The organism is Brachybacterium zhongshanense, from assembly GCF_055385755.1.
The window spans coordinates 1,904,192-1,922,382 of the sequence record NZ_AP043790.1 but is presented as its reverse complement, the minus strand read 5'-3'; the positions used below and the strand labels follow the sequence as shown (position 1 = coordinate 1,922,382).

General features: G+C 72.3%; 14 protein-coding genes. 8 read left to right on the top strand and 6 right to left on the bottom strand.

Going from position 1 to position 18,191, the window contains the following annotated elements; genetic code table 11:
* Both ACZ5AJ_RS08640 and ACZ5AJ_RS08635 read right to left on the bottom strand, forming a co-directional pair.
* Entirely contained in the window at positions 1 to 222 is a 222-nt protein-coding gene (locus ACZ5AJ_RS08640) for a DUF3107 domain-containing protein (RefSeq protein ID WP_464132841.1), read from the bottom strand.
* Positions 223 to 282: 60 nt separating this feature from the next.
* The gene (locus ACZ5AJ_RS08635; protein WP_464132837.1) at positions 283 to 894 is read right to left on the bottom strand and encodes a TetR/AcrR family transcriptional regulator; all 612 of its coding nucleotides are present in this window, start codon (positions 892 to 894) and stop codon (positions 283 to 285) included.
* A 105-nt stretch (positions 895 to 999) separates the two neighbouring features.
* Between ACZ5AJ_RS08635 and ACZ5AJ_RS08630 the strand changes: the two genes are divergently transcribed.
* Together ACZ5AJ_RS08630 and ACZ5AJ_RS08625 are read left to right on the top strand one after the other, a co-directional pair.
* Complete coding sequence (locus tag ACZ5AJ_RS08630) at positions 1,000 to 4,290, top strand: PD-(D/E)XK nuclease family protein (protein ID WP_464132834.1); 3,291 nt, start codon at positions 1,000 to 1,002, stop codon at positions 4,288 to 4,290.
* Positions 4,287 to 7,724, top strand: a complete 3,438-nt coding sequence (locus ACZ5AJ_RS08625) for an ATP-dependent helicase (RefSeq protein WP_464132831.1) — start codon at positions 4,287 to 4,289, stop codon at positions 7,722 to 7,724. Before ACZ5AJ_RS08630 ends, ACZ5AJ_RS08625 begins: the two co-directional genes overlap by 4 nt.
* Positions 7,725 to 7,819: 95 nt before the next feature.
* Here the strand turns inward: ACZ5AJ_RS08625 and ACZ5AJ_RS08620 are convergent, their stop codons facing one another.
* Complete coding sequence (locus ACZ5AJ_RS08620) at positions 7,820 to 8,773, bottom strand: phosphotransferase (protein WP_464132828.1); 954 nt, start codon at positions 8,771 to 8,773, stop codon at positions 7,820 to 7,822.
* Positions 8,774 to 8,821: 48 nt separating this feature from the next.
* Here ACZ5AJ_RS08620 and nudC point away from each other — a divergent pair, with 48 nt between their 5' ends.
* The 3 genes from nudC to ACZ5AJ_RS08605 all read left to right on the top strand — a co-directional run bounded on the left by nudC (position 8,822) and on the right by ACZ5AJ_RS08605 (position 12,645).
* Positions 8,822 to 9,733, top strand: a complete 912-nt coding sequence (gene nudC, locus ACZ5AJ_RS08615) for an NAD(+) diphosphatase (RefSeq protein WP_464132825.1) — start codon at positions 8,822 to 8,824, stop codon at positions 9,731 to 9,733.
* Positions 9,734 to 9,856: 123 nt separating this feature from the next.
* Positions 9,857 to 11,950: a UvrD-helicase domain-containing protein gene (locus ACZ5AJ_RS08610; RefSeq protein WP_464132821.1), complete on the top strand. Its 2,094-nt coding sequence runs from the start codon at positions 9,857 to 9,859 to the stop codon at positions 11,948 to 11,950.
* 404 nt (positions 11,951 to 12,354) lie between these two features.
* The gene (locus ACZ5AJ_RS08605) at positions 12,355 to 12,645 is read left to right on the top strand and encodes a WhiB family transcriptional regulator (protein WP_464132816.1); all 291 of its coding nucleotides are present in this window, start codon (positions 12,355 to 12,357) and stop codon (positions 12,643 to 12,645) included.
* A 135-nt stretch (positions 12,646 to 12,780) separates the two neighbouring features.
* On the opposite strand, the gene ACZ5AJ_RS08600 is transcribed toward ACZ5AJ_RS08605, so the two are convergent.
* Positions 12,781 to 12,939 carry a DUF5679 domain-containing protein gene (locus tag ACZ5AJ_RS08600; RefSeq protein ID WP_457883999.1) on the bottom strand — a complete coding sequence of 53 codons (159 nt, stop codon included), beginning with the start codon at positions 12,937 to 12,939 and terminating at the stop codon, positions 12,781 to 12,783.
* Between the two features lie 487 nt (positions 12,940 to 13,426).
* On the opposite strand from ACZ5AJ_RS08600, the gene ACZ5AJ_RS08595 reads away from it, so the two are divergent.
* Positions 13,427 to 14,062 (top strand): M48 metallopeptidase family protein, encoded by a 636-nt coding sequence (locus ACZ5AJ_RS08595; RefSeq protein ID WP_464132808.1) that lies wholly within the window; start codon positions 13,427 to 13,429, stop codon positions 14,060 to 14,062.
* 82 nt (positions 14,063 to 14,144) lie between these two features.
* On the opposite strand, the gene ACZ5AJ_RS08590 is transcribed toward ACZ5AJ_RS08595, so the two are convergent.
* On the bottom strand, positions 14,145 to 14,699 hold the full coding sequence (locus ACZ5AJ_RS08590) for an NUDIX hydrolase (RefSeq protein ID WP_464132803.1): 555 nt from the start codon (positions 14,697 to 14,699) through the stop codon (positions 14,145 to 14,147).
* Entirely contained in the window at positions 14,696 to 16,207 is a 1,512-nt protein-coding gene (locus ACZ5AJ_RS08585) for a zinc-dependent metalloprotease (RefSeq protein WP_464132800.1), read from the bottom strand. The genes ACZ5AJ_RS08590 and ACZ5AJ_RS08585 overlap by 4 nt, the downstream gene beginning before the upstream one ends.
* Before the next feature lie 108 nt (positions 16,208 to 16,315).
* Between ACZ5AJ_RS08585 and ACZ5AJ_RS08580 the strand changes: the two genes are divergently transcribed.
* Positions 16,316 to 17,428, top strand: a complete 1,113-nt coding sequence (locus ACZ5AJ_RS08580; RefSeq protein ID WP_464132797.1) for a YlbL family protein — start codon at positions 16,316 to 16,318, stop codon at positions 17,426 to 17,428.
* Positions 17,428 to 18,114: an HAD family hydrolase gene (locus tag ACZ5AJ_RS08575; RefSeq protein WP_464132794.1), complete on the top strand. Its 687-nt coding sequence runs from the start codon at positions 17,428 to 17,430 to the stop codon at positions 18,112 to 18,114. Before ACZ5AJ_RS08580 ends, ACZ5AJ_RS08575 begins: the two co-directional genes overlap by 1 nt.
* Positions 18,115 to 18,191 lie beyond the last annotated feature (77 nt).

The following is an 18,191-nucleotide window of genomic DNA, read 5'->3' as shown; positions in this document are numbered from 1 at the left end:
TCAGCCCAGGAAGCCGACGCGGCGCGGCTCCTGGTTGTCGACCTCCGCGTAGGCGACCTTCGCACCGGGGATCAGGACCGTGCGGCCCTTGGAGTCGCGCAGCGTCGTCGGCGAGCCGGACTCGACGGCCTGGGTGAGGGACTCCAGGACGGCGGCGGCCTCCTCCTCGGACTCGATCACGATCTCGCGGGGGGAGTGCTGGATGCCGATGCGGATCTCCATGGCCTGCGCCTTCCTTCTTCCGCCGAACGGCGGACGTGCGATTGTGGGGCGGCCGGGAGTCTACCGGCCACCGGGGGCGTCCTGCAGGGGCTCGAAGGCGTGCAGCCCGCCGACGGCGAGAGTGGTCATGGCGGTCAGGATCTCCTGACGCTCCTCCTCGCTGTCGACCTCCTGCAGCATCTTGGCGGTCGAGCGCGTGAGACCGATCATCGCGCGGCCGATCGCTCGAGCCTGCGCCTCGTCGAGGACGCGGAAGGAGGCGAGGACTCCGGCGAGCTCCACAGCCATCTCATCGAGCACGCGGCGCAGCCTCTCGGCGACCGCGGCGGACACCTCCTGGTCGCCCGTGAACAGCTGGAGCGCGCCGTACAGGCCCACCAGCTCGTCGAACCGGGAGAGGCCGTAGCGGACCCGCTCCGCGGTCCCACCGGGGACCTCGGCGATCGACCGCACCTCAGCCAGGAGCGTGGCGCCGGTGATCTCGATGACCTCGCCGTAGAGATCCTCCTTCGAGGAGAAGTGCTGGTAGAGGACGGGCTTGGTGACACCGGCGGCGCGTGCGATGTCGTCCATCGAGGTGGCCTGGTAGCCGCGTTCGGTGAAGACGCGGGTGGCGAGCTCGAGGAGCTGCGCGCGGCGCTCGGTACGGGGCATCCGCGTGGTCGGTGACATGGTCGAGGGCCTCCCGAGGTGCAGTGATCCCCGACACTCTACCGTCGGCTCCGGGCAGGCCGGGCCCTCCCGGGCGTCCGAGCCATGAGGTGGAATGGGCTCACCATGGAGCACCGCACCGCGATCAGACTGCTCGGCCCCGACCTCGCAGCCCTCCCCGCCGTCCCGGCGCCGGAGGACCTGGGCGAGGTGCAGCGGCGCGCCCTCGAGGCGCTGCGCGGAGGGGCCGACGTCCTCGTCCACGGGGCGCCCCGCAGCGGTCGCACCGCGATCGCGCTCTCCGCTGCGGCCGATGCGGGGGAGGGCGCTCTACTGATCTCCCCGCGACGCACCTCGGCCGCGCGCCTGCGGGACGCCCTCGGCGTCGCCGGATCGCGTGCCAGAGCGATCACACCGGCGGCGCTCGGCTTCGCGATCGTGCGCCAGGACGCGGTCGCCCGCGGACTCGGTGAACCAGCGCTCGTCACCGGCGCGGACCAGGACTCCCTGCTGGCGGAGCTGATCGCAGCCCGTGACGAGGCAGGCGAGCCATGGCATCTCGAGATCGATGCCGCAGCCCGCGCCCTGCCCGGATTCCGCACCGAGCTGCGCGATCTGATCACGCGCGCCGCCGAGCTCGGGCTGGCTCCTGCCGAGCTCGATGCGCTGGGCAGACGCCGGATGCGTCCTGCCTGGCGGGATGCGGCCTCGATGCTGCGCGACTATCTCGGAGTGCTCGACCTCGAGGCCGCCACCGCGCTGGACGCGGGACCCCGCCTGGACAGCGGCGCTCTGGTCCGACGCGGAGCGGCTCTGCTGGAGTCGGAGGCAGTGCCTCCTCCTGCATCGGTCGTCGTCGTCGACGACGCGCAGGACCTCACCACCGCCGGAGTCGCCCTCGTCCTGGCGCTCGCGGGCGCCGGTGCCCGTGTTCTCGCCACCGCCTGCCCCGACGAAGCGGTCGACACCTTCCGCGGCGCGGTCCCCGACGCCCCAGCGCGCCTGCGTGATGGCCTGCGGCGCGTGCGCGGCCCTGTCCGCGGAGCCGTCGAGCAGGAGATCGCCGGCTCGGTGTCCCGCGACGGGACGGCCGAGCTCGTCCTGCCCGGACCTCCCTCGCCCGTGCTCGATGCGCTGCGCAGTCGGCTCCCGCTCGCCGGAGCGCCCTCGGAGGTGAGGCGCCCCTCAGAGGGGCCGACGGCGAGCAGCGGACCCGTCGGTCCGGCATCGGTCGCGGTGCTCCGTGCCGATGACGCTCTCGAGGAGGCCAGACTGATCGGTGCCGCCCTCCGCGACCTCCACCATCGCGAGGGCATCGGCTACGACGACATGGCGGTGATCTGCCGCTCCCGCAGCGCCGTCGAGCAGGTCGCCGATCTGCTCGCCCGCACCGGTCTGCCGGTGCGGGTGCCGCGGCGCCTCCGACCGCTGCGCGAGGAGCCCGTGGTGGCCGATCTCCTCGCGGTCGTCGAGATCGGCCTCGGGGAGGTGGAGCTGGAGCCGCTGCGCGCCCTCGAGCTGCTGCGCGGTCCCTTCGGGGACGCCGATGCGCTGCGCCTGCGGAGGATCCGTCGTCGCCTGCTCGCCGCGAGCGAGGACGACTCGGCCACCAGCGAGCAGCTGCTGGCGCGGGCGCTCGTCGACCGGGAGGTGCCGGGGCTCCCGGCGCCCGATGAGCGCGACCGCGCCTCCGCGCCCGTGCACCGTCTGCGGGAGATGATCGCCGCCGTGAGCGCGCAGCCCGAGGGAGCCGCAGCGCAGGAGGTGCTGTGGGCGGCATGGGACGCGGCGGGTCTCGCGGGCGGCTGGCGGCGAGCGGCTCTCGGAGGATCCGGCGACGTCGACGGGGCGCGAGCCCGTCTCGCCGCAGCTCGTCTCGACGCGCTGATGGCGCTGTTCGCCGCCGCCGAGCGCCTGGCCGACCGTCGCCCCGGTGCGGGTCCCCTCGATCTCATCGAGCAGGTGCGCTCCCAGGCGGTCGTCGAGGACACCTTGGCCGCGGGAGCCGAGCCCCGGGGGCGGCTGGCCGTGCTGACGCCCGCGCAGATCGCGGGCGAGGAGCGTGACACGGTAGTGCTGGCGCGCGTCCAGGAGGGCCTGTGGCCCGATCTGCGTCTGCGCTCGACCCTGTTCGGAGCGGCCGAGCTGTCGCTGCTCGCCTCGAGCGCCGAGGGCGAGGACCTGCCCCGCGACCCCGAGGCGCTGCGGGCGGTCCAGCGGCGCCAGGTCGTCGACGACGAGCTGCGCATGGCCGTCTCCGCGATCTCCCGCGCCCGTCGCAACGTCCTGGTCACCGCGGTCGACGACGCCGAGACGGTGCCCTCCGCGCTCCTCGAGGCGATCGAGGCCGTGCTCGGGAGAGCCGAGGGGACCGAGCCCTGGGTGGACGTCGACCTCCTGCGCGCCGATCCCGGACCTGCACCGGACCCGCGGCGCCTGGTGGCCGCGCTGCGCAGGCGTCTGCGCACAGAGGCTCCGGGCGGTCCGGGTGCACCGGGCGACTCCGATGACCTTCGGCAGGAGCCCGTCCGGGCCGATGCCGCCCGAGCGCTCGCACTGCTCGCCGAGGCCGGAGCACCCGGTGCCGATCCCTCCCGCTGGTACCACCAGCGGGCCACGTCCGACGAGCCCCTGCAGGACGCGGGCAGCGAGATCGCCCTGTCGCCGTCGGCCCTCGAGCGCGCCGACGACTGCCCGCGCGCATGGCTCATGGAGCGTGCCGGGGGAACGCGCAGCTCCGGACCTGCGCAGCTCATCGGCACCGCTCTGCATCGCATCGCGCAGGACCACCCGCGAGGCGCCGAGGAGCCGCGCGAGGTCGAGGACCTCCTGGAGCAGCTGCATGCGCTCCTGCGAGGAGCGCCGGGTCTGGGCACCTGGTCGGGGCGACGGCGCGTGGCCCGCGCGGAGGACGCCGCGCGCCTGCTCGCCCAGCACCTCGCCCGTGCCGCCGGGGAGCCGCTGGCGATCGAGGAGCCCTTCGTCGTGTCGCTCGGCCGGGTGCGTCTGCGCGGCAGCATCGACCGGATCGAAGGCGATGCCGGTGGCGTGCGCGTGGTCGATCTCAAGACCGGGCGCAGCGCGAAGACCGCCAAGGCCGCGGAGACCGACCTGCAGCTGGCCGCCTATCAGGCCGCGGTGCGCGACGGCGCGCTCGACGGCGCGCTCGGAGAGGACGCGCGCGAGCGCCTGTCCGGCGCTGAGCTCGTCTATGTCGGCACCGGCGGGCGCAAGGCGGCCGTCCGGACGCAGGGGGCGCTCGATCGCGCAGAGAATCCCGGCTGGTTCGACGAGCTCGTCGAGCGCGTCGCCTCCGAGGTCTCCGGCCGGCGCGTGATCGCCCGGCTGAACCCGCACTGCAGCCGCTGCGGCGTGCGCTCGTCCTGCCCGCTCCAGCCCGAGGGGGCTCAGCTGTGACCCGCAGTGATCACGCGTCCGACCTGCCGGACCGTCCGTCGGAGCGAGCATCGGATCGTCCGTCGGCAGAGGCCCCGGAGCGCCCGCAGCTCGGCGCCGGGGACCTCGCCGCCCTGCTCGGTCAGCCCGCGCCCACTGCAGAGCAGGCCGCGGTGATCGAGGCGCCGCTGGCTCCCATGCTGGTGGTGGCCGGGGCCGGATCGGGCAAGACCGAGACCATGGCCTCGAGAGTGGTGTGGCTGATCGCCAATGCGATCGTGGAGCCGCGCCATGTGCTCGGCCTGACCTTCACCCGCAAGGCCGCCAACGAGCTCGCCGAACGGATCAGCGCACGGCTGCGCACTCTCGCCGATGCGCTGCGCGCCGAGGGGCTCGAGCTGCCGCCCGGTCTCGATCGCGGCTCGGATGAGCTGGTGGGCCAGCGCCCGACAGTCGCCACCTACAACGGGTTCGCCCTCGACCTCGTGCGCGAGCATGCTCTCGCCGTCGGCCTGGATCCCGACCTGACCATGATGTCGGCCTCCGCGTCCTGGCAGCTCGCGCACTCCCTCGTGGAGTCCAGCGACGACTCCCTGGACCTCGAGGCGTCTCCGGCGACGCTGACGGCCGCGCTGATCTCTCTGACCTCGTCGCTCTCGGACCATCTGGTGACCCCTGCCCAGCTCGAGCAGCATCTGCGGGAGATCCGCGATCACCTCGCGGGGATCCCCCTGCAGGCGGAGGGACGGCGCCGCACGACGCCCAGGAAGGTCGCCGCCGTGCTCGACGCGCTCGAGGCGCGGCTCGCCCTGGTGCCGCTGCTCGAACGGTTCGCCGACGAGCGCGGTGCCCGTGCCGCTCTCGACTTCGCCGACCAGATCGCACTGGCCGCCCGCATCGCTCGTGAGGTTCCGCGGGCGGCGGCCGACGCCCGCAGCAGGCATCGGGTGGTCCTCCTCGACGAGTTCCAGGACACCTCGGTCGCCCAGCTGCGGATGCTCGCCGATCTCTTCGGCCCCGGGCACGCGGCCTGCGCCGTCGGCGATCCGCAGCAGGCGATCTACGGATGGAGAGGCGCCTCCAGCGCATCGCTCGGCGGCTTCGCGACCGCCTTCGCTTCCGCGGAGCACCCGGTGCTCCAGCGCACCCTGTCGACGTCCTGGCGCAACGACCAGGCGGTGCTCTCGATCGCCAACCGGCTGGCAGCACCCCTGCGCGCCGCCGGCGGCGGGGTGACCATCCCCGAGCTGGAACCCCGACCCGGTGCGGGGGAGGGCGCTGTGGAGTCCTATGAGGCCGCCGACGAGCGGACCGAGGCGCGCGCCATCGCCCGCTGGATCATCGCCCGCCGCGGTGAGGCCGACGACGGGGAGACTCCCTCCGCAGCGGTGCTCGTGCGCGCCCGGCGCCAGATCCCGGCACTGGTCGAAGGGCTCGAGGCGGAAGGGCTGCAGGTCGAGGTGGTGGGTCTCGGAGGTCTGCTGCACCGACCGGAGGTCGCCGACGTGCGAGCGCTGCTCACCTGCGCTCATGATCCGGGGCGCGGAGATGCCCTGATGCGTCTGCTGACCGGTCCCCGCTTCCGCCTCGGCGCCCGCGACCTCGCGGTGCTCGGGAAATGGCGCGACCGCATGGGATCGCGCGTGCGGACCGCCCGGCGGAGGAGACCGGAGAGCCCGACCGACGGTTCGGATCAGCCGACGACGAGTGCTGCGAGGGCATCCGACGAGGCTGCGGCCCCCGACCAGGCTGCGGCTCCTGACGAGGCCGAGGAGGTGACCCTGCTCGATGCCGTCGACGATCTCCCGCCTGAAGGCTGGGAGGACGCAGCCGGGCGCTCCCTCAGCGCGGACGCGCGGGAGCGGCTGCTCGCGCTGCAGCAGATGCTGCGGGCGATGCGTCGCCTGCTCCCGCTGCCTCTGCCGGATCTCGTCACCGCCGCCGTGCGCACCCTCGAGATCGACCTCGAGCTCCTCGAGCAGGACCGTGGACCCGGTGCGCTCGCCGACCTCGAGGCCCTGCGCGACCATGCGGCCGCCTTCGACCGCACGGCGCAGCGCGGCGGTCTCGGCGCCTATCTGGACCTGCTGGAGATCAGCGAGGACGAGGAGGCGGGGCTCGCCGTCCGCGCCGCAGGCGGAGGGGCCGCGGAGGCGGACCCGTCGGCCGTCACCATCGTGACGATGCACTCCGCCAAGGGCCTCGAATGGGACCTGGTGGCGGTCGCCGGGCTCACGGAGGGCACGGTGCCGTCCTACGACCTGCGGCGCGCGAAGGCGGACGAGACCGGACGCGTCCGCGTGCCCGACAGCGGCTGGCTCGGACCGCTCTCCTCCGCCTCGGTGCCCACGGCCCTGCGCGGGGATGCCGACACCCTGCCCGAGCTCGCCTGGGCCGAGGCCGACACCCAGGTGGACGCGGAGGAGCTGATAGAGCAGTACCACGTCGACCAGGGGGAGGAGTCGCTGCGGGAGGATCGCCGTCTGATGTATGTCGCGGTCACCCGTGCGAAGCGTCGGCTCCTGCTGACCTCAGCGGCGTGGCGAGCGGGGCTGTCCGGGGCTCGCCCCCGGTCCCGCTATCTCGCCGAGGTCTCCGACCTCGTGCCCGAGCCCTTCCGCACGATCGAGGAGGTGCCCGACGAGAATCCGCTGGAGACCGAGCGGGAGGTGGCATGGTGGCCGCCCGAGCCCGGAGAGGCCGAGGCGGCCCGCGACCGGGCTCAGGCCATGCTCGATGCTGCCGGATCCGGAGATCTCGGCACCGAGATCTCCGATCCGGTGCTCGCGACCCTCGTGGACAGGGCGCTCGCCGATCTGGCCGACCAGGAGGCGAAGCCCGCGGTGCACTCGCCGCCGCGGCTGTCGGCCTCCCAGGTGGTGCAGCAGGCGAAGGACCCTGTCGGAGCTGCGATGGACCTGCTGCGCCCGCTGCCGCGCCGCCCCTCTCCGGCGGCGGCGCGAGGCACGGCCTTCCATGCCTGGCTCGAGTCTCGCTTCGAGTCGGCCGCACTGATCGACCTCGAGGAGCTCGTCGACTCCGGTCTCGAGGACGAGGGGCCGGCGGCCGACGAGATCTCCCTGCGGGAGGCCTTCGCCGCCTCCGCATGGGCTGACCGGCGGCCGCTCGTCGTCGAGCACCCGGTGACCACGCAGCTGGGGTCGATCGCCGTGCGCGGCGTGATCGACGCCGTCTTCGCCGACCCCGAGGGGACGGACGGCTCCGATGGCGTGATCATCGTGGACTGGAAGACCGGACGCATGCCCCCGCCCGCACAGCTGCGGGAACGCTCATTGCAGCTGTCCATCTACCGCCTGGCCTGGCACGAGACGACAGGGCTGCCACTGGAGAGGATCCGCACGGCCTTCCACTACGTCGGCGAGGATCGGACCCATGAGGTCGCGGAGCATCCGGGGCGCGAGCAGATCGAGAGGATGGTCGTCCCCGGCGCGTGATCCTCTGCCGGATGACCTCTCCCGGCGGATGACCTCTCCCTGCGGATGGCCGCTGCCGGAGGACCGCACCCGCCCGATGGGGCGGGACGCGCGGCTCACTCCTGGGCGCTGAGCTCCTCATAGGTGCGCTCGGCCTCGTCACGGGCGAGCTGCGCGAGATCCTGGTCGAGGTCCGAGATCATGCCGCGCGCGTCCTCGACGATCTCCTGGTCGCCGGTGTCCAGTCCGTGCAGCAGCCACTCGCACACGGCGAACTCGCCGAGCGCCTGGGCGCGCTCGACGAGGCGCGGATGCGGTGCGGTGGGCAGCTCCTCGCGATAGGCCGAGTACAGCTCGTCGAACTGATCCGGCTCGAGCGACGAGATCAGCCAGGCCAGATCACCGGCAGGGTCCGCGACCTTCGCCGCCGACCAGTCGCGCACACCGCTGATCGCCTCGCCCGAGATGTGCAGCGACTCCTCGGAGAGGTCGCCGTGGACGAACTGCGGCGTGAAGTCCCACAGCTCGGCATCCTTCAGGAGGGCCTCCCAGCGCTGCGCGACCGCGGTGGGCAGACGGTCCCCCTCGCGGGCACGGTCGACGTGGGCGCGGTGCTCGGCATGCAGCGCCTCGGCGGTGAAGCACTCCACGCCCGCCGACTCCGCGGCATAGCGGGGCACGGTGTGGATGCGTGCCAGGACCCTGCCGAGCGAGCGGGCGGCCTCGGAGGAGTCGCGCAGGTCGTCGAGCATCAGGGGACGTCCGGCGGGAGCCTGCGTGACGGCGGCGCGGCCGCCCTCGGACAGCTTCACGAAGCCCAGCACGGGCGGGACGACGGCTCGCAGCGGCGTGCCGCCCAGCGCATCAGCCACCGCGAGGTCGCGCTCCAGGCGCACGCCTGCCGCCGTGGTGGCAGGGGAGAGCACCAGGACCCGTCGGTCGTCCTCGCCGACGATGCCGGCCGCGTCGAGGTCGTCGACGGGCAGGACGATCGGAGTCGTGCGCACGGGGACCAGCCCGGGGACCGCAGCGGCGGCGAGGGCTGCCAGGGAGTACGAGTTGCGATGCACGGAACCACCGTACCCGTCCGATCTCCGCATGCCGCGTAGGCTCGGTCCATGGCGACGCACCGCGGCCCCCACCTGGGCACTCCTCTGAATCTCACCGGATCCGATCGAGCCGCGCTGGAGCGTGCGGATCCGGGGGCGCTGATGCCTGGTGCAGATGCCCGTTACCTGGTCACTCGCGCGGGCGCCGCTGCCGTGTCCGAGGACGATGATGGCGAGGTGCGGCTGGTGCTCGACGACGAGGCGCCTCGCGGCGAAGGCGCCGTGCCGGTCCTGCTGGGCCGTCGAGAGGGGCTCAGGATCATCGGCGTCGAGGCGCCCGAGCCCAGTGCGGAGCTCGACGACCCCGGTCATGACCTGCGTGACCTGCGCCGGATCGCCGACCTTCTGCCGACCGAGGATGCGGAGATCGCGCTGACCGCGGTCGCCATGGGCTCCTGGCACCGGTCCATGAGGCGGTGTCCGCAGTGCGGAGGGCCATTGGACGCGGAGTCGGCCGGGTGGGTGCTGCGCTGCCGGGAGGACGGCAGCGAGCACTTCCCGCGCACGGATCCGGCGGTGATCATGGCGGTGCGGGATCAGGACGACCGCCTGCTGCTGGCCCGCAACGCGCACTTCCCGCCAGGCTTCCACTCGGTGCTCGCCGGCTTCCTCGAGCCGGGGGAGTCGCTCGAGGCGGCCGTCGTCCGCGAGGTCGCCGAGGAGGTCGGCGTCGAGGTGCAGGAGGTCGAGTATGTGGGAAGCCAGCCCTGGCCGTTCCCGCGCTCGCTGATGGTCGGCTACCGCGCCTGGGCCTCGAGCGCCGGTGCGCTGCGGCTGCAGGCTGACGAGATCGCCGAGGCCCGCTGGTTCACCCGCGATGAGCTCGAGGCCGAGGTCGCTGCGGGGAGCATCACCCTGCCCGGCTCCGCCTCGCTCGGCCATGCCCTGATCGAGGACTGGCGGAGCCGTTCCGGAGAATGAGGTCCTGAGCACCCGAGCGCCTGAGCGCCAGAGGGCGCGTTCACGCTGGCCGCTGTCGATCCGTGGCCGTTCGTCCACACCTGCGGGGCAGGTGTCGGTCGTCGCTGGCAGGATGTGGGGGCGATGAACCACAGCAGCACCCCTGAGACGATCCTGGCGGCCCTCGATCCCGAGCAGAGGGCAGTCGCCGAGACCTTCGGCAGCCCCGTGTGCGTCCTGGCCGGCGCCGGAACGGGCAAGACCCGTGCCATCACGCACCGCATCGCCCACGGCGTCGCCTCCGGACAGATGGATCCGCGCCATGTGCTCGCCGTGACGTTTACGGCGAAGGCCGCTGCGGAGATGCGCTCGCGCCTGCGGGACCTGGGCGTCCCGGCGGTGCAGGCCCGGACGTTCCACTCGGCCGCGCTGCGTCAGCTGCGCCACTTCTGGCCCCGGGTCGTGGGCGGCGCGATGCCGGACATCATGACGAACAAGTACGCAGGCGTGGGCGAGGCCTGCTCACGCCTGCACATGAGCGTGGACCGCGCGGCGCTGAGGGACATCGTCTCCGAGGTCGAATGGTCACGGGTGTCGATGCTGACGCCGGAGGCCTATCCGGAGGCGGCGGAGAGGGCCGGTCGTCCCGGGGTCGCCGGGTTCGACTCGCGGTCGATCGCCCGCATCCTCACCCAGTACGAGGAGGTGAAGAAGTCTCGGGGCGTCATCGACTTCGAGGACGTGCTGCTGCACATGGTCGGGTTCCTCTCCGAGCGGCCCGATGTCGCTCGCGAGGTGCGCAGCCAGTACCGTCACTTCGTCGTCGACGAGTACCAGGACGTCTCGACGCTCCAGCACGCTCTGCTGCGGCTGTGGCTGGGGACCTCCGACGACATCTGCGTCGTGGGCGACGCCTCCCAGACGATCTACACCTTCGCCGGTGCCCGAGCGTCCTTCCTGCTGGACTTCCGCAAGGAGTTCCCCCGCGCCCGCACCATCCGCCTCGAGCGGAACTATCGGTCGACCCCGCAGGTCGTCCGCCTCGCCAACACCGTCCTGGACGGTGCCCGCGGTCGCACCCGCGACAGTCGGCTGACCCTGGTCTCCCAGCGTGAGGACGGTCAGCCACCAGCGGTGGAGTCCTACTCCGATGACTTCGCGGAGGCGCAGGGCGTCGCGGAGCAGATCGCCGCGATGGTCCGCGATGGTCGACCGGCGGCGGACATCGCGATCCTGTTCCGCACCAACAGCCAGTCCGAGGCCTTCGAGCAGGCCCTCACCGGTCAGGGCGTCGGCTACCTGGTGCGAGGTGGAGAGCGCTTCTTCGAGAAGCAGGAGGTCCGCAGGGCCATGGTCTCCCTGCGGGCGGCGACCCGCGTCGAGCATCTGGAGCCGGAGCGGGCGGTGCGCGATGTCCTCTCGCAGCAGGGATGGTCGGAGACGGCACCCGAGGGGACAGGCGCGGTACGCGATCGCTGGGACTCGCTGAACGCCGTGGTCGGCCTCGCCGACACGGTCCTGAGGCGGCCCGGGACCGGTCTGGTCGACGTCGTCCGCGAGCTCGAGGAGCGCGCTGAGGCTCAGTCGGCCCCGGTGGTGGACGGCGTGACGCTCGCCTCCGTGCATGCCGCCAAGGGTCTGGAGTGGCCGGTGGTGTTCGTCATCGGCGCGAGCGACGGCCTGCTGCCGATCTCCATGGCCCGCACCGCCGCCGAGATCGAGGAGGAGCGGCGACTCTTCTACGTCGCCCTCACCCGCGCACGCGACCTCCTGACGATCACCTGGGCGGCCGCCCGCACCCCTGGTGCCCGCGGATCGCGGCGCCCCTCCCGGTTCCTCGACGGAGCGCTGGAGACCCCAGAACGCGGCCGGGGGAGGAAGGGTGCACCCGTGGCCCGCCGGACCGGACGCAGCTCGGCCACGGTCTTCGACGAATGCCGGATCTGCGGTCAGGCCCTGGTCTCCGCGCGGGACCAGCGGATGGGGCGTCATGCAGGATGCCCCTCGTCGGCCGACGCAGACATGCTCACCGCACTGCGCTCCTGGCGCCGTGCGCGGGCTGCCGCCGCGGGCGTCCCCGCCTACGCGATCCTCACCGACGCGGCGCTCGAGGCGGTCGCGGAGCGCGGGCCCGCCAGCGCCGAGGAGCTCTCGGCGATCCCCGGGATCTCACCGGCGACCGCACGGTCGCAGGGAGAGCAGCTGCTCGCTCTGCTCGAGCATCATCGGGCAGGGTGAGCCGGAACGAGGGAGGTGCGACGAAGGGGCGGCGACGGGCAGGAGGAGAGGCGACGCAGTGCCTCCGTGCGTGCCGGACCAGCACCTTCGGCAGAGAAGCTGCAGGTCAAAAAAAGATTGGTCGGGATCCGGGGCATGTGTAGACTCATGCCTGTCATTCGTCCACATCGTGGTCCGGGATACCGGGGCGCGCGCAGAGGAAAGGGGGTGCTCACGTTGATCGACATCAGGAACCTCGCGATCGGCCGCACCCTCATCGGCGTGCCCGATCTGCGTCGCGAACGAGGCTATGCCCTCGCGGTGCCCTCCCTGAGCTGACGAGCAACGCTCTCGCTGCGGGTCGGCACCGGCGCCGATCCTCGAGCCTCTCGGCTCTCCCCGACGACTTTCGAAGCAGCGAGACGATGACCTCCACCCTTCCCAGCCTCTCCAGCCTGTTCCCCTCCGCCCTCGCGGCGGACACCCTGCCCTGCCATGACGCCGAGGCCGCGGATCTGTTCTTCTCGGAGCGCCCCGCGGATCTCGAGCAGGCCAAGTCCCTGTGCTCCGGCTGCCCGCTGATCGACGAGTGCCGCAACGGTGCTCTCGACCGGGCGGAGCCCTGGGGCGTCTGGGGCGGGGCCATCTTCGACGGCGGTCGCATCATCGCCGTCAAGCGTGGCCGGGGCCGTCCCCGCAAGAACGCGGCGGCCTGAGATGAGCAGCTCTCGCGTGCCACTGCGGTGGCCGACGCGCGGGATCTGCATCTCCCCTGATGGACGACGAAGGGCGGAGCACCTCGATGGGTGCTCCGCCCTTCGTCGTCGGCGCTTCAGCGCGGCAGGCGCGGATCAGGCCTTGCCCAGGATCCGGTTGAGCTTGGTGCCGCAGGTCGGGCACACGGCCTTCGCCATGCGCCGCCCGTTGGAGACCACCACGTTGCCCTCGGCCTCGCGCTTCTCGCGGCACTTGACGCAGTAGAACTCTCCGGCGTAGGTCTCGTCGGCCATACCCGCTCCTCCATGGATTCGATATCGAGTGGACATCCCCGCTCGCCGTCCGGCGAGAGGGGGCCGTTCACTCTAACGCGCCCGCAGGGCGGCCCGTCGCACGCTTCGGGCGGAGGATGCTCGGAGAGCGGAGGAAGTGCGTGCGACGGGCCAACGGCGGAGGTCCTGTCGGAGACCGTTTGGTCCCCCGGACCGTGGGACCCCGGGGGCGCTCAGCACCACGCGCACCTTCCCCGTGTGCGTCCTGCTAGTTATCCCGGGGTCCCACGTCCAGGGCAACGTAGCCCCTGCGGACCCCGGCGGTCAAAGGGGCGCGGGGGACAGGATGTGGACAACCGGCCAGCACTTGTGGACGGAGTGTCGACGACGACGGCCCTTGTTGTGGAGGAGCATCGGTGTGGACGATCGAGGAGCCTGTGACCTGGGCATATGAGGCTCACAGCTGTGGACGGATTTTTCCTGGACGACTTCATGCCAGGCTGGGAACATGCCATCTGTCGAGCTTGTCACCACCGATCTGACTGGGCCCCGCGGCGAGCGAGTGCTCATCCGGCGCTCTGCGCGCCGCCGTCGGAGCGTCTCGATCTCCCGCGATCGCGGCGATCTGGTGGTCTCCGTCCCCGCGTCCTTCTCCCGCCGGACTGAGCGGGACTGGGTCCGCCGGATGCTCGATCAGTACACCGACTCCCAGGAGCGCAAGGCTCCTGCGAAGCGGTCCGACGATCAGCTCGCGGCACTGGCCGAGGAGCTCAGTGAGACTCATCTCGGTGGCCGTGCTCACCCCGCCTCGATCACATGGTCGTCACGGCAGAACCGTCGCTGGGGCTCCTGCACCACCTCGGAGCGGACGATCCGGATCTCCTCGCGCCTGCAGGGCATGCCGGACTGGGTGGTGCGCGCCGTCGTCCATCACGAGCTCGTGCACTTGCTGGTGGCTGGCCACGGCCCTGAATTCCAGGCGCTCATGGCCCGCTATCCGCTCGCGGAGAGGGCGCGCGGCTTTCTCGACGGCATCTCCTGGGCGGAGCACGCCACCGATGGCGAGCGGGCGTCCTGGACGGCTGACGACGATGATGGCGCGGACGCGGAGGAGGGAGACGTCGAGAAGGGGGACGCCGCCTGAACCTGGGCGGACAGCACCGTGGTGCCGCCCGCGCCGGGCGGGCCCTGCGGTGGCAGTCGGGGTGGAGGCTGCGGTGAAGAGCTCACCGCAGGGGCGGCTCCGATGCGAGCATCGTGCTCAGGCTGAGGAGCTTGCCCTGCATGTCCGGGACCGTCCCCTCAGGTAGACGGTCCAGCGGTGCCCAGCGCGCGGCGCCGGACTCCTCGCTGCAGGTCAGGGGCAGCTCCGCGGCGGGCAGCGGGGCGCGCAGGAGGTACTGCACATCCCAATGCTCGGTGCAGCGGACGAAGCCCGAACCGAGCTCATGGCGGTGGAGGAGCGCGGGCCCGGGGCCGACGCGCCGGAGATCGGTCAGACCGATCTCCTCGGCGACCTCGCGACGGGCAGCCTGCTCGAGGTCCTCGTCGGCTTCTTCGATGTGGCCGCCGGGCTGGACCCAGAACCTGCCCTTGAGATGCCACACGAGGGCCACATGCTCACCGGGGGCATCGACCACGACCCCGCTCGCCGTGAGGTGGCGGGGACCTCCTGCTCGATGCAGGGACGCGCTGTCGGCGCGCACCAGCGCGCGATAGGCGCTCGAGACGGCGGGGTCGGGCGCCGCGGCGAGCTGCTCGAGGACCCTCTCGACGATCATCGAGAGCCGTCGGAGCCGTCGGAGCCGTCGGAGCCGTCGGAGCCGTCGGTGCCGTCGTCCTGGACACCGCCCTTCCGATCCTCATGAGGGGCGTCCTGCTCGTCGGAGCCGTCCAGCAGCCGACGCAGCTCGGCGTCGAAGTCCTCGGGCAGCTCGACCTGGAGACCCTCATCGCTGTCGGCGGCGGGGTTCGGTGCCTGGGGGCGGCCAGAGAGGACCTCTGCGCTCGGGAGGAGGTCGGGATGATCCCACTTGGCCTCGCGTCCGCTCTCACCCTCTGTCGCCAGCACGCTCTCCCACCAGGCGAGGGCCTCGCGGACCCGTCGCGGTCGGAGCTCGATGCCGACGGTGCTCGCCAGCATCTGCTCGGCGGGGGATCCGGTGGCACGGCGACGACGCAGCACCTCGCGCATGGCCTCCAGCTGCGGAAGCTTCCCCTCGAGCGCGCGCGTCGTCACGTGGTCGACCCATGCCTCGACGAGCGCCAGGGTGGTGGCCAGCTCCTCGAGGGCACGCTCCTGCGCGGCACGGCGGGTGAAGACGAACATCTCCTCCGGGCGGCGGGCCTGCAGGGACTGCGGGTCGGAGAGATCCAGACCGCGCACCATCTCGTCCAGCGCGTCGAGATCCAGGGTGATGCCGCGGGCATAGTCCTCGATCGCGGAGAACAGGGTGCGGCCCAGCCAGGGCGCGGCGTCGAACAGCGCCGTATGGGCGATCTCGCGGGCCGCCAGGAAGATGCGGGCGGCGCCGGCGTCCAGTCCATGGGCGGTGATGAAGTCGTCGACATTGGCGGCGACGAGAGCGGGCTCGCCCTCGCGTCCCAGAGGCAGGGAGAGATCGGTGGTGCCCTCGACCTCCCGGGCGAGGGAGCCGATGGCGTGGCCGAACTGGATGCCGAACAGCGTCCCTCCCATGCGCTCCATGAGAGCGGCGGGATCGCCGGGCACCTCGACCGGGGAGTCCCGCAGCTGCGCGGCGATCGCCTCGCCGATCGCGCCGGACATGTACTTGGCGACCGGCTCCACGGTCGACTTCCAGCGGGGGAGGGTGCGGTGGGTCCACGTGCCGCGGCTGAGGACGCCCAGCTCGTGAGACGGCACGTCGATCGCGATCACCGGGTCCAGCCACAGTCGGGCGATCTGCGCCGCCTGACGGAGATCCTCGGTCTGCTCGGCGGATGGGGAGGGGTCCCCCGGGGAGCCGACGGGCTCGGCGGCTCCTGGGATCCCGGCGGCGCCGGCCGCGGTGCGCCGAGCGATGTCCTCGGCGATGGTCCAGTTCACGGGTCCCTCACCCTGCGTGCTGAACAGGTGCTGCATCTGCGCGGCGGCCGCTCGCAGCGCCGCCGGGTCCTGAGGGAGGTTCGCCTGCTGCGCGAGGGCGGCGAGGTCCAGGCCCTCGAGCGCCTCCTCGGGCAGGGCGTCGCCGAAGGTCTCCTTGAGGAAGCGCCGCAGGGCCTCCTCGTCCATGCCGCCGGGACCGTCCGGCGTCGGGTTCTGGTTCATGGCCACCTCCAGCAGCGGGTCCAGCAGGGCATCGACGTTCAGACTACCGATGCGCGATGTGAAGGCGTGCAGGGCGGGGCGACGTCAGTGGGGCACAATGGCCCGGTGATGCCAGACGCCGACACCGCCCAGGGAGCCCGCACGGCGATCGGCCGATGGATCGAGGACGCTCGGTTCCACCGTCCGGTCCTCGCGCTCGCCTCCCTCGCCCTGCTGTGCGCGATGATCCTCGCGACCGCCTTCATTCCCGTGCCCTATGTGATCGAGCGGCCGGGACCGGCGATCGACGTCCTGGGGGAGTACGACGGCGAACGGATCCTCACGGTCGACGGCGCCGAGACCTACGACACCGACGGCTCGCTGATGATGACGACGGTCTCCGTGAACGGCGGGCCGGGCTATCCGGTGACCGCGTTCGAGGTGATGGTCTCCTGGTTCACCCGTTCCGACGCGGTGCTGCCGCGCGAGACCGTCTACCCCGATGGTCAGACCCAGGAGGAGACGCAGCTGACCAACACGGTGCAGATGAACACGTCCCAGCAGGGGGCCGTCGCCGTAGCCCTCCAGGAGCTGGGCATCGACTTCGATCAGACCGTAGTGATCGCGGGAGTCGAGCAGGGGGCGCCGGCCGACGGCGTGCTCGAGGCCGGAGACGAGCTGGTGTCCGTCGAGGGCACCGCCGCCGACGACGTGGTGGGCTTCCAGCAGCTGGTCGCCGCCTCGACGCCCGGCGAGGACGTCGACCTGGTGGTCCGACGGGACGGCGAGGAGACCGAGCTGTCCGTGCCCACGGAGGACGTCGACGGCGAGGCTCGCATGGGCGTCGTCCTCTCGACCGGCTACGACTTCCCGATCGATGTGGACATCTCGGTCGGCGAGGTCGGCGGGCCCAGCGCCGGCACCATGTTCGCCCTCTCGGTCTACGACGAGCTCACCCCCGGCGCGCTGACAGGAGGCGAGGCCGTCGCAGGGACCGGCACGATCGATGCCGACGGCGCGGTCGGCGCGATCGGCGGGATCCGCCAGAAGATGGTCGGTGCCTCCGAGGCCGGCGCCGAGTTCTTCCTCGCCCCCGAGACCAACTGCGACGAGGTCGTCGGCTACGAGCCCGACGGAATGAGCGTCGTCGCCGTGAGCACCTTCGACGAGGCCCTCGAGGCCACCGAGACCATCGCCGAGACCGGCAGCGCCGAGGGCCTGCCGACCTGTGAGGACAGCTGATGAGCCGCAAGCGCCGCACCCCGCCCCGCCCCACCGTCGTCTTCGACTTCGGCGGGGTCCTGAGCGCCGGGCACGACCCGGTGCCCACCATCCACGAGCTCCTCGGGGGCGATGTCGAGGTCCTCGGTAAGGCCCTGTGGGCCGAGCGCGCCGCCTACGACGCGGGCCGGGTCGATGCGGCGCAGTACTGGGGCGCCGTGGCAGCGGCCGTCGGCGTCGAGAGCCTGTCCGCCGACGAGGTCGCCGAGCTGCAGGCGGCCGACGACCGCTACTTCCTGCGTCTGGACCCCGAGGCCCGGGCTCTCCTGCACGACCTCGCGCGCAACGGCACGCGCCTCGCGCTGCTGTCCAACGCCTCGGTCGCCTTCGGCGAGTCCGTGCGTCGGGCCGACTGGTTCGAGGCGTTCACCCTCGCCGTGATCTCCGGCGAGGAGCGCACCGTCAAGCCGGAGCCGACGATCTACCGGATCCTCCTCGAAGTGCTCTCCCACGAGACCGGCGGCATCTCCGTCCCCTCATCGGTGATCTACTTCGACGATCGCGAGGAGAACGTCGATGCGGCGAGGAAGCTCGGCATCGACGCGCACTTCTGGCCGCGCAACGGCGACCCCCTGCCCGAGGGTGCCGTCCACGGCAGCGTCACGGCGCGCGAGGTGCTCGCCGGTCGCGGCATCGCGCTCGACTGAGCACGGCGGGACCTGAGGCCATCCGTCCGCGAGAGCTCGGGCACCGCGGTGTCCGACGGGCGGGCCGCACGGAGCCC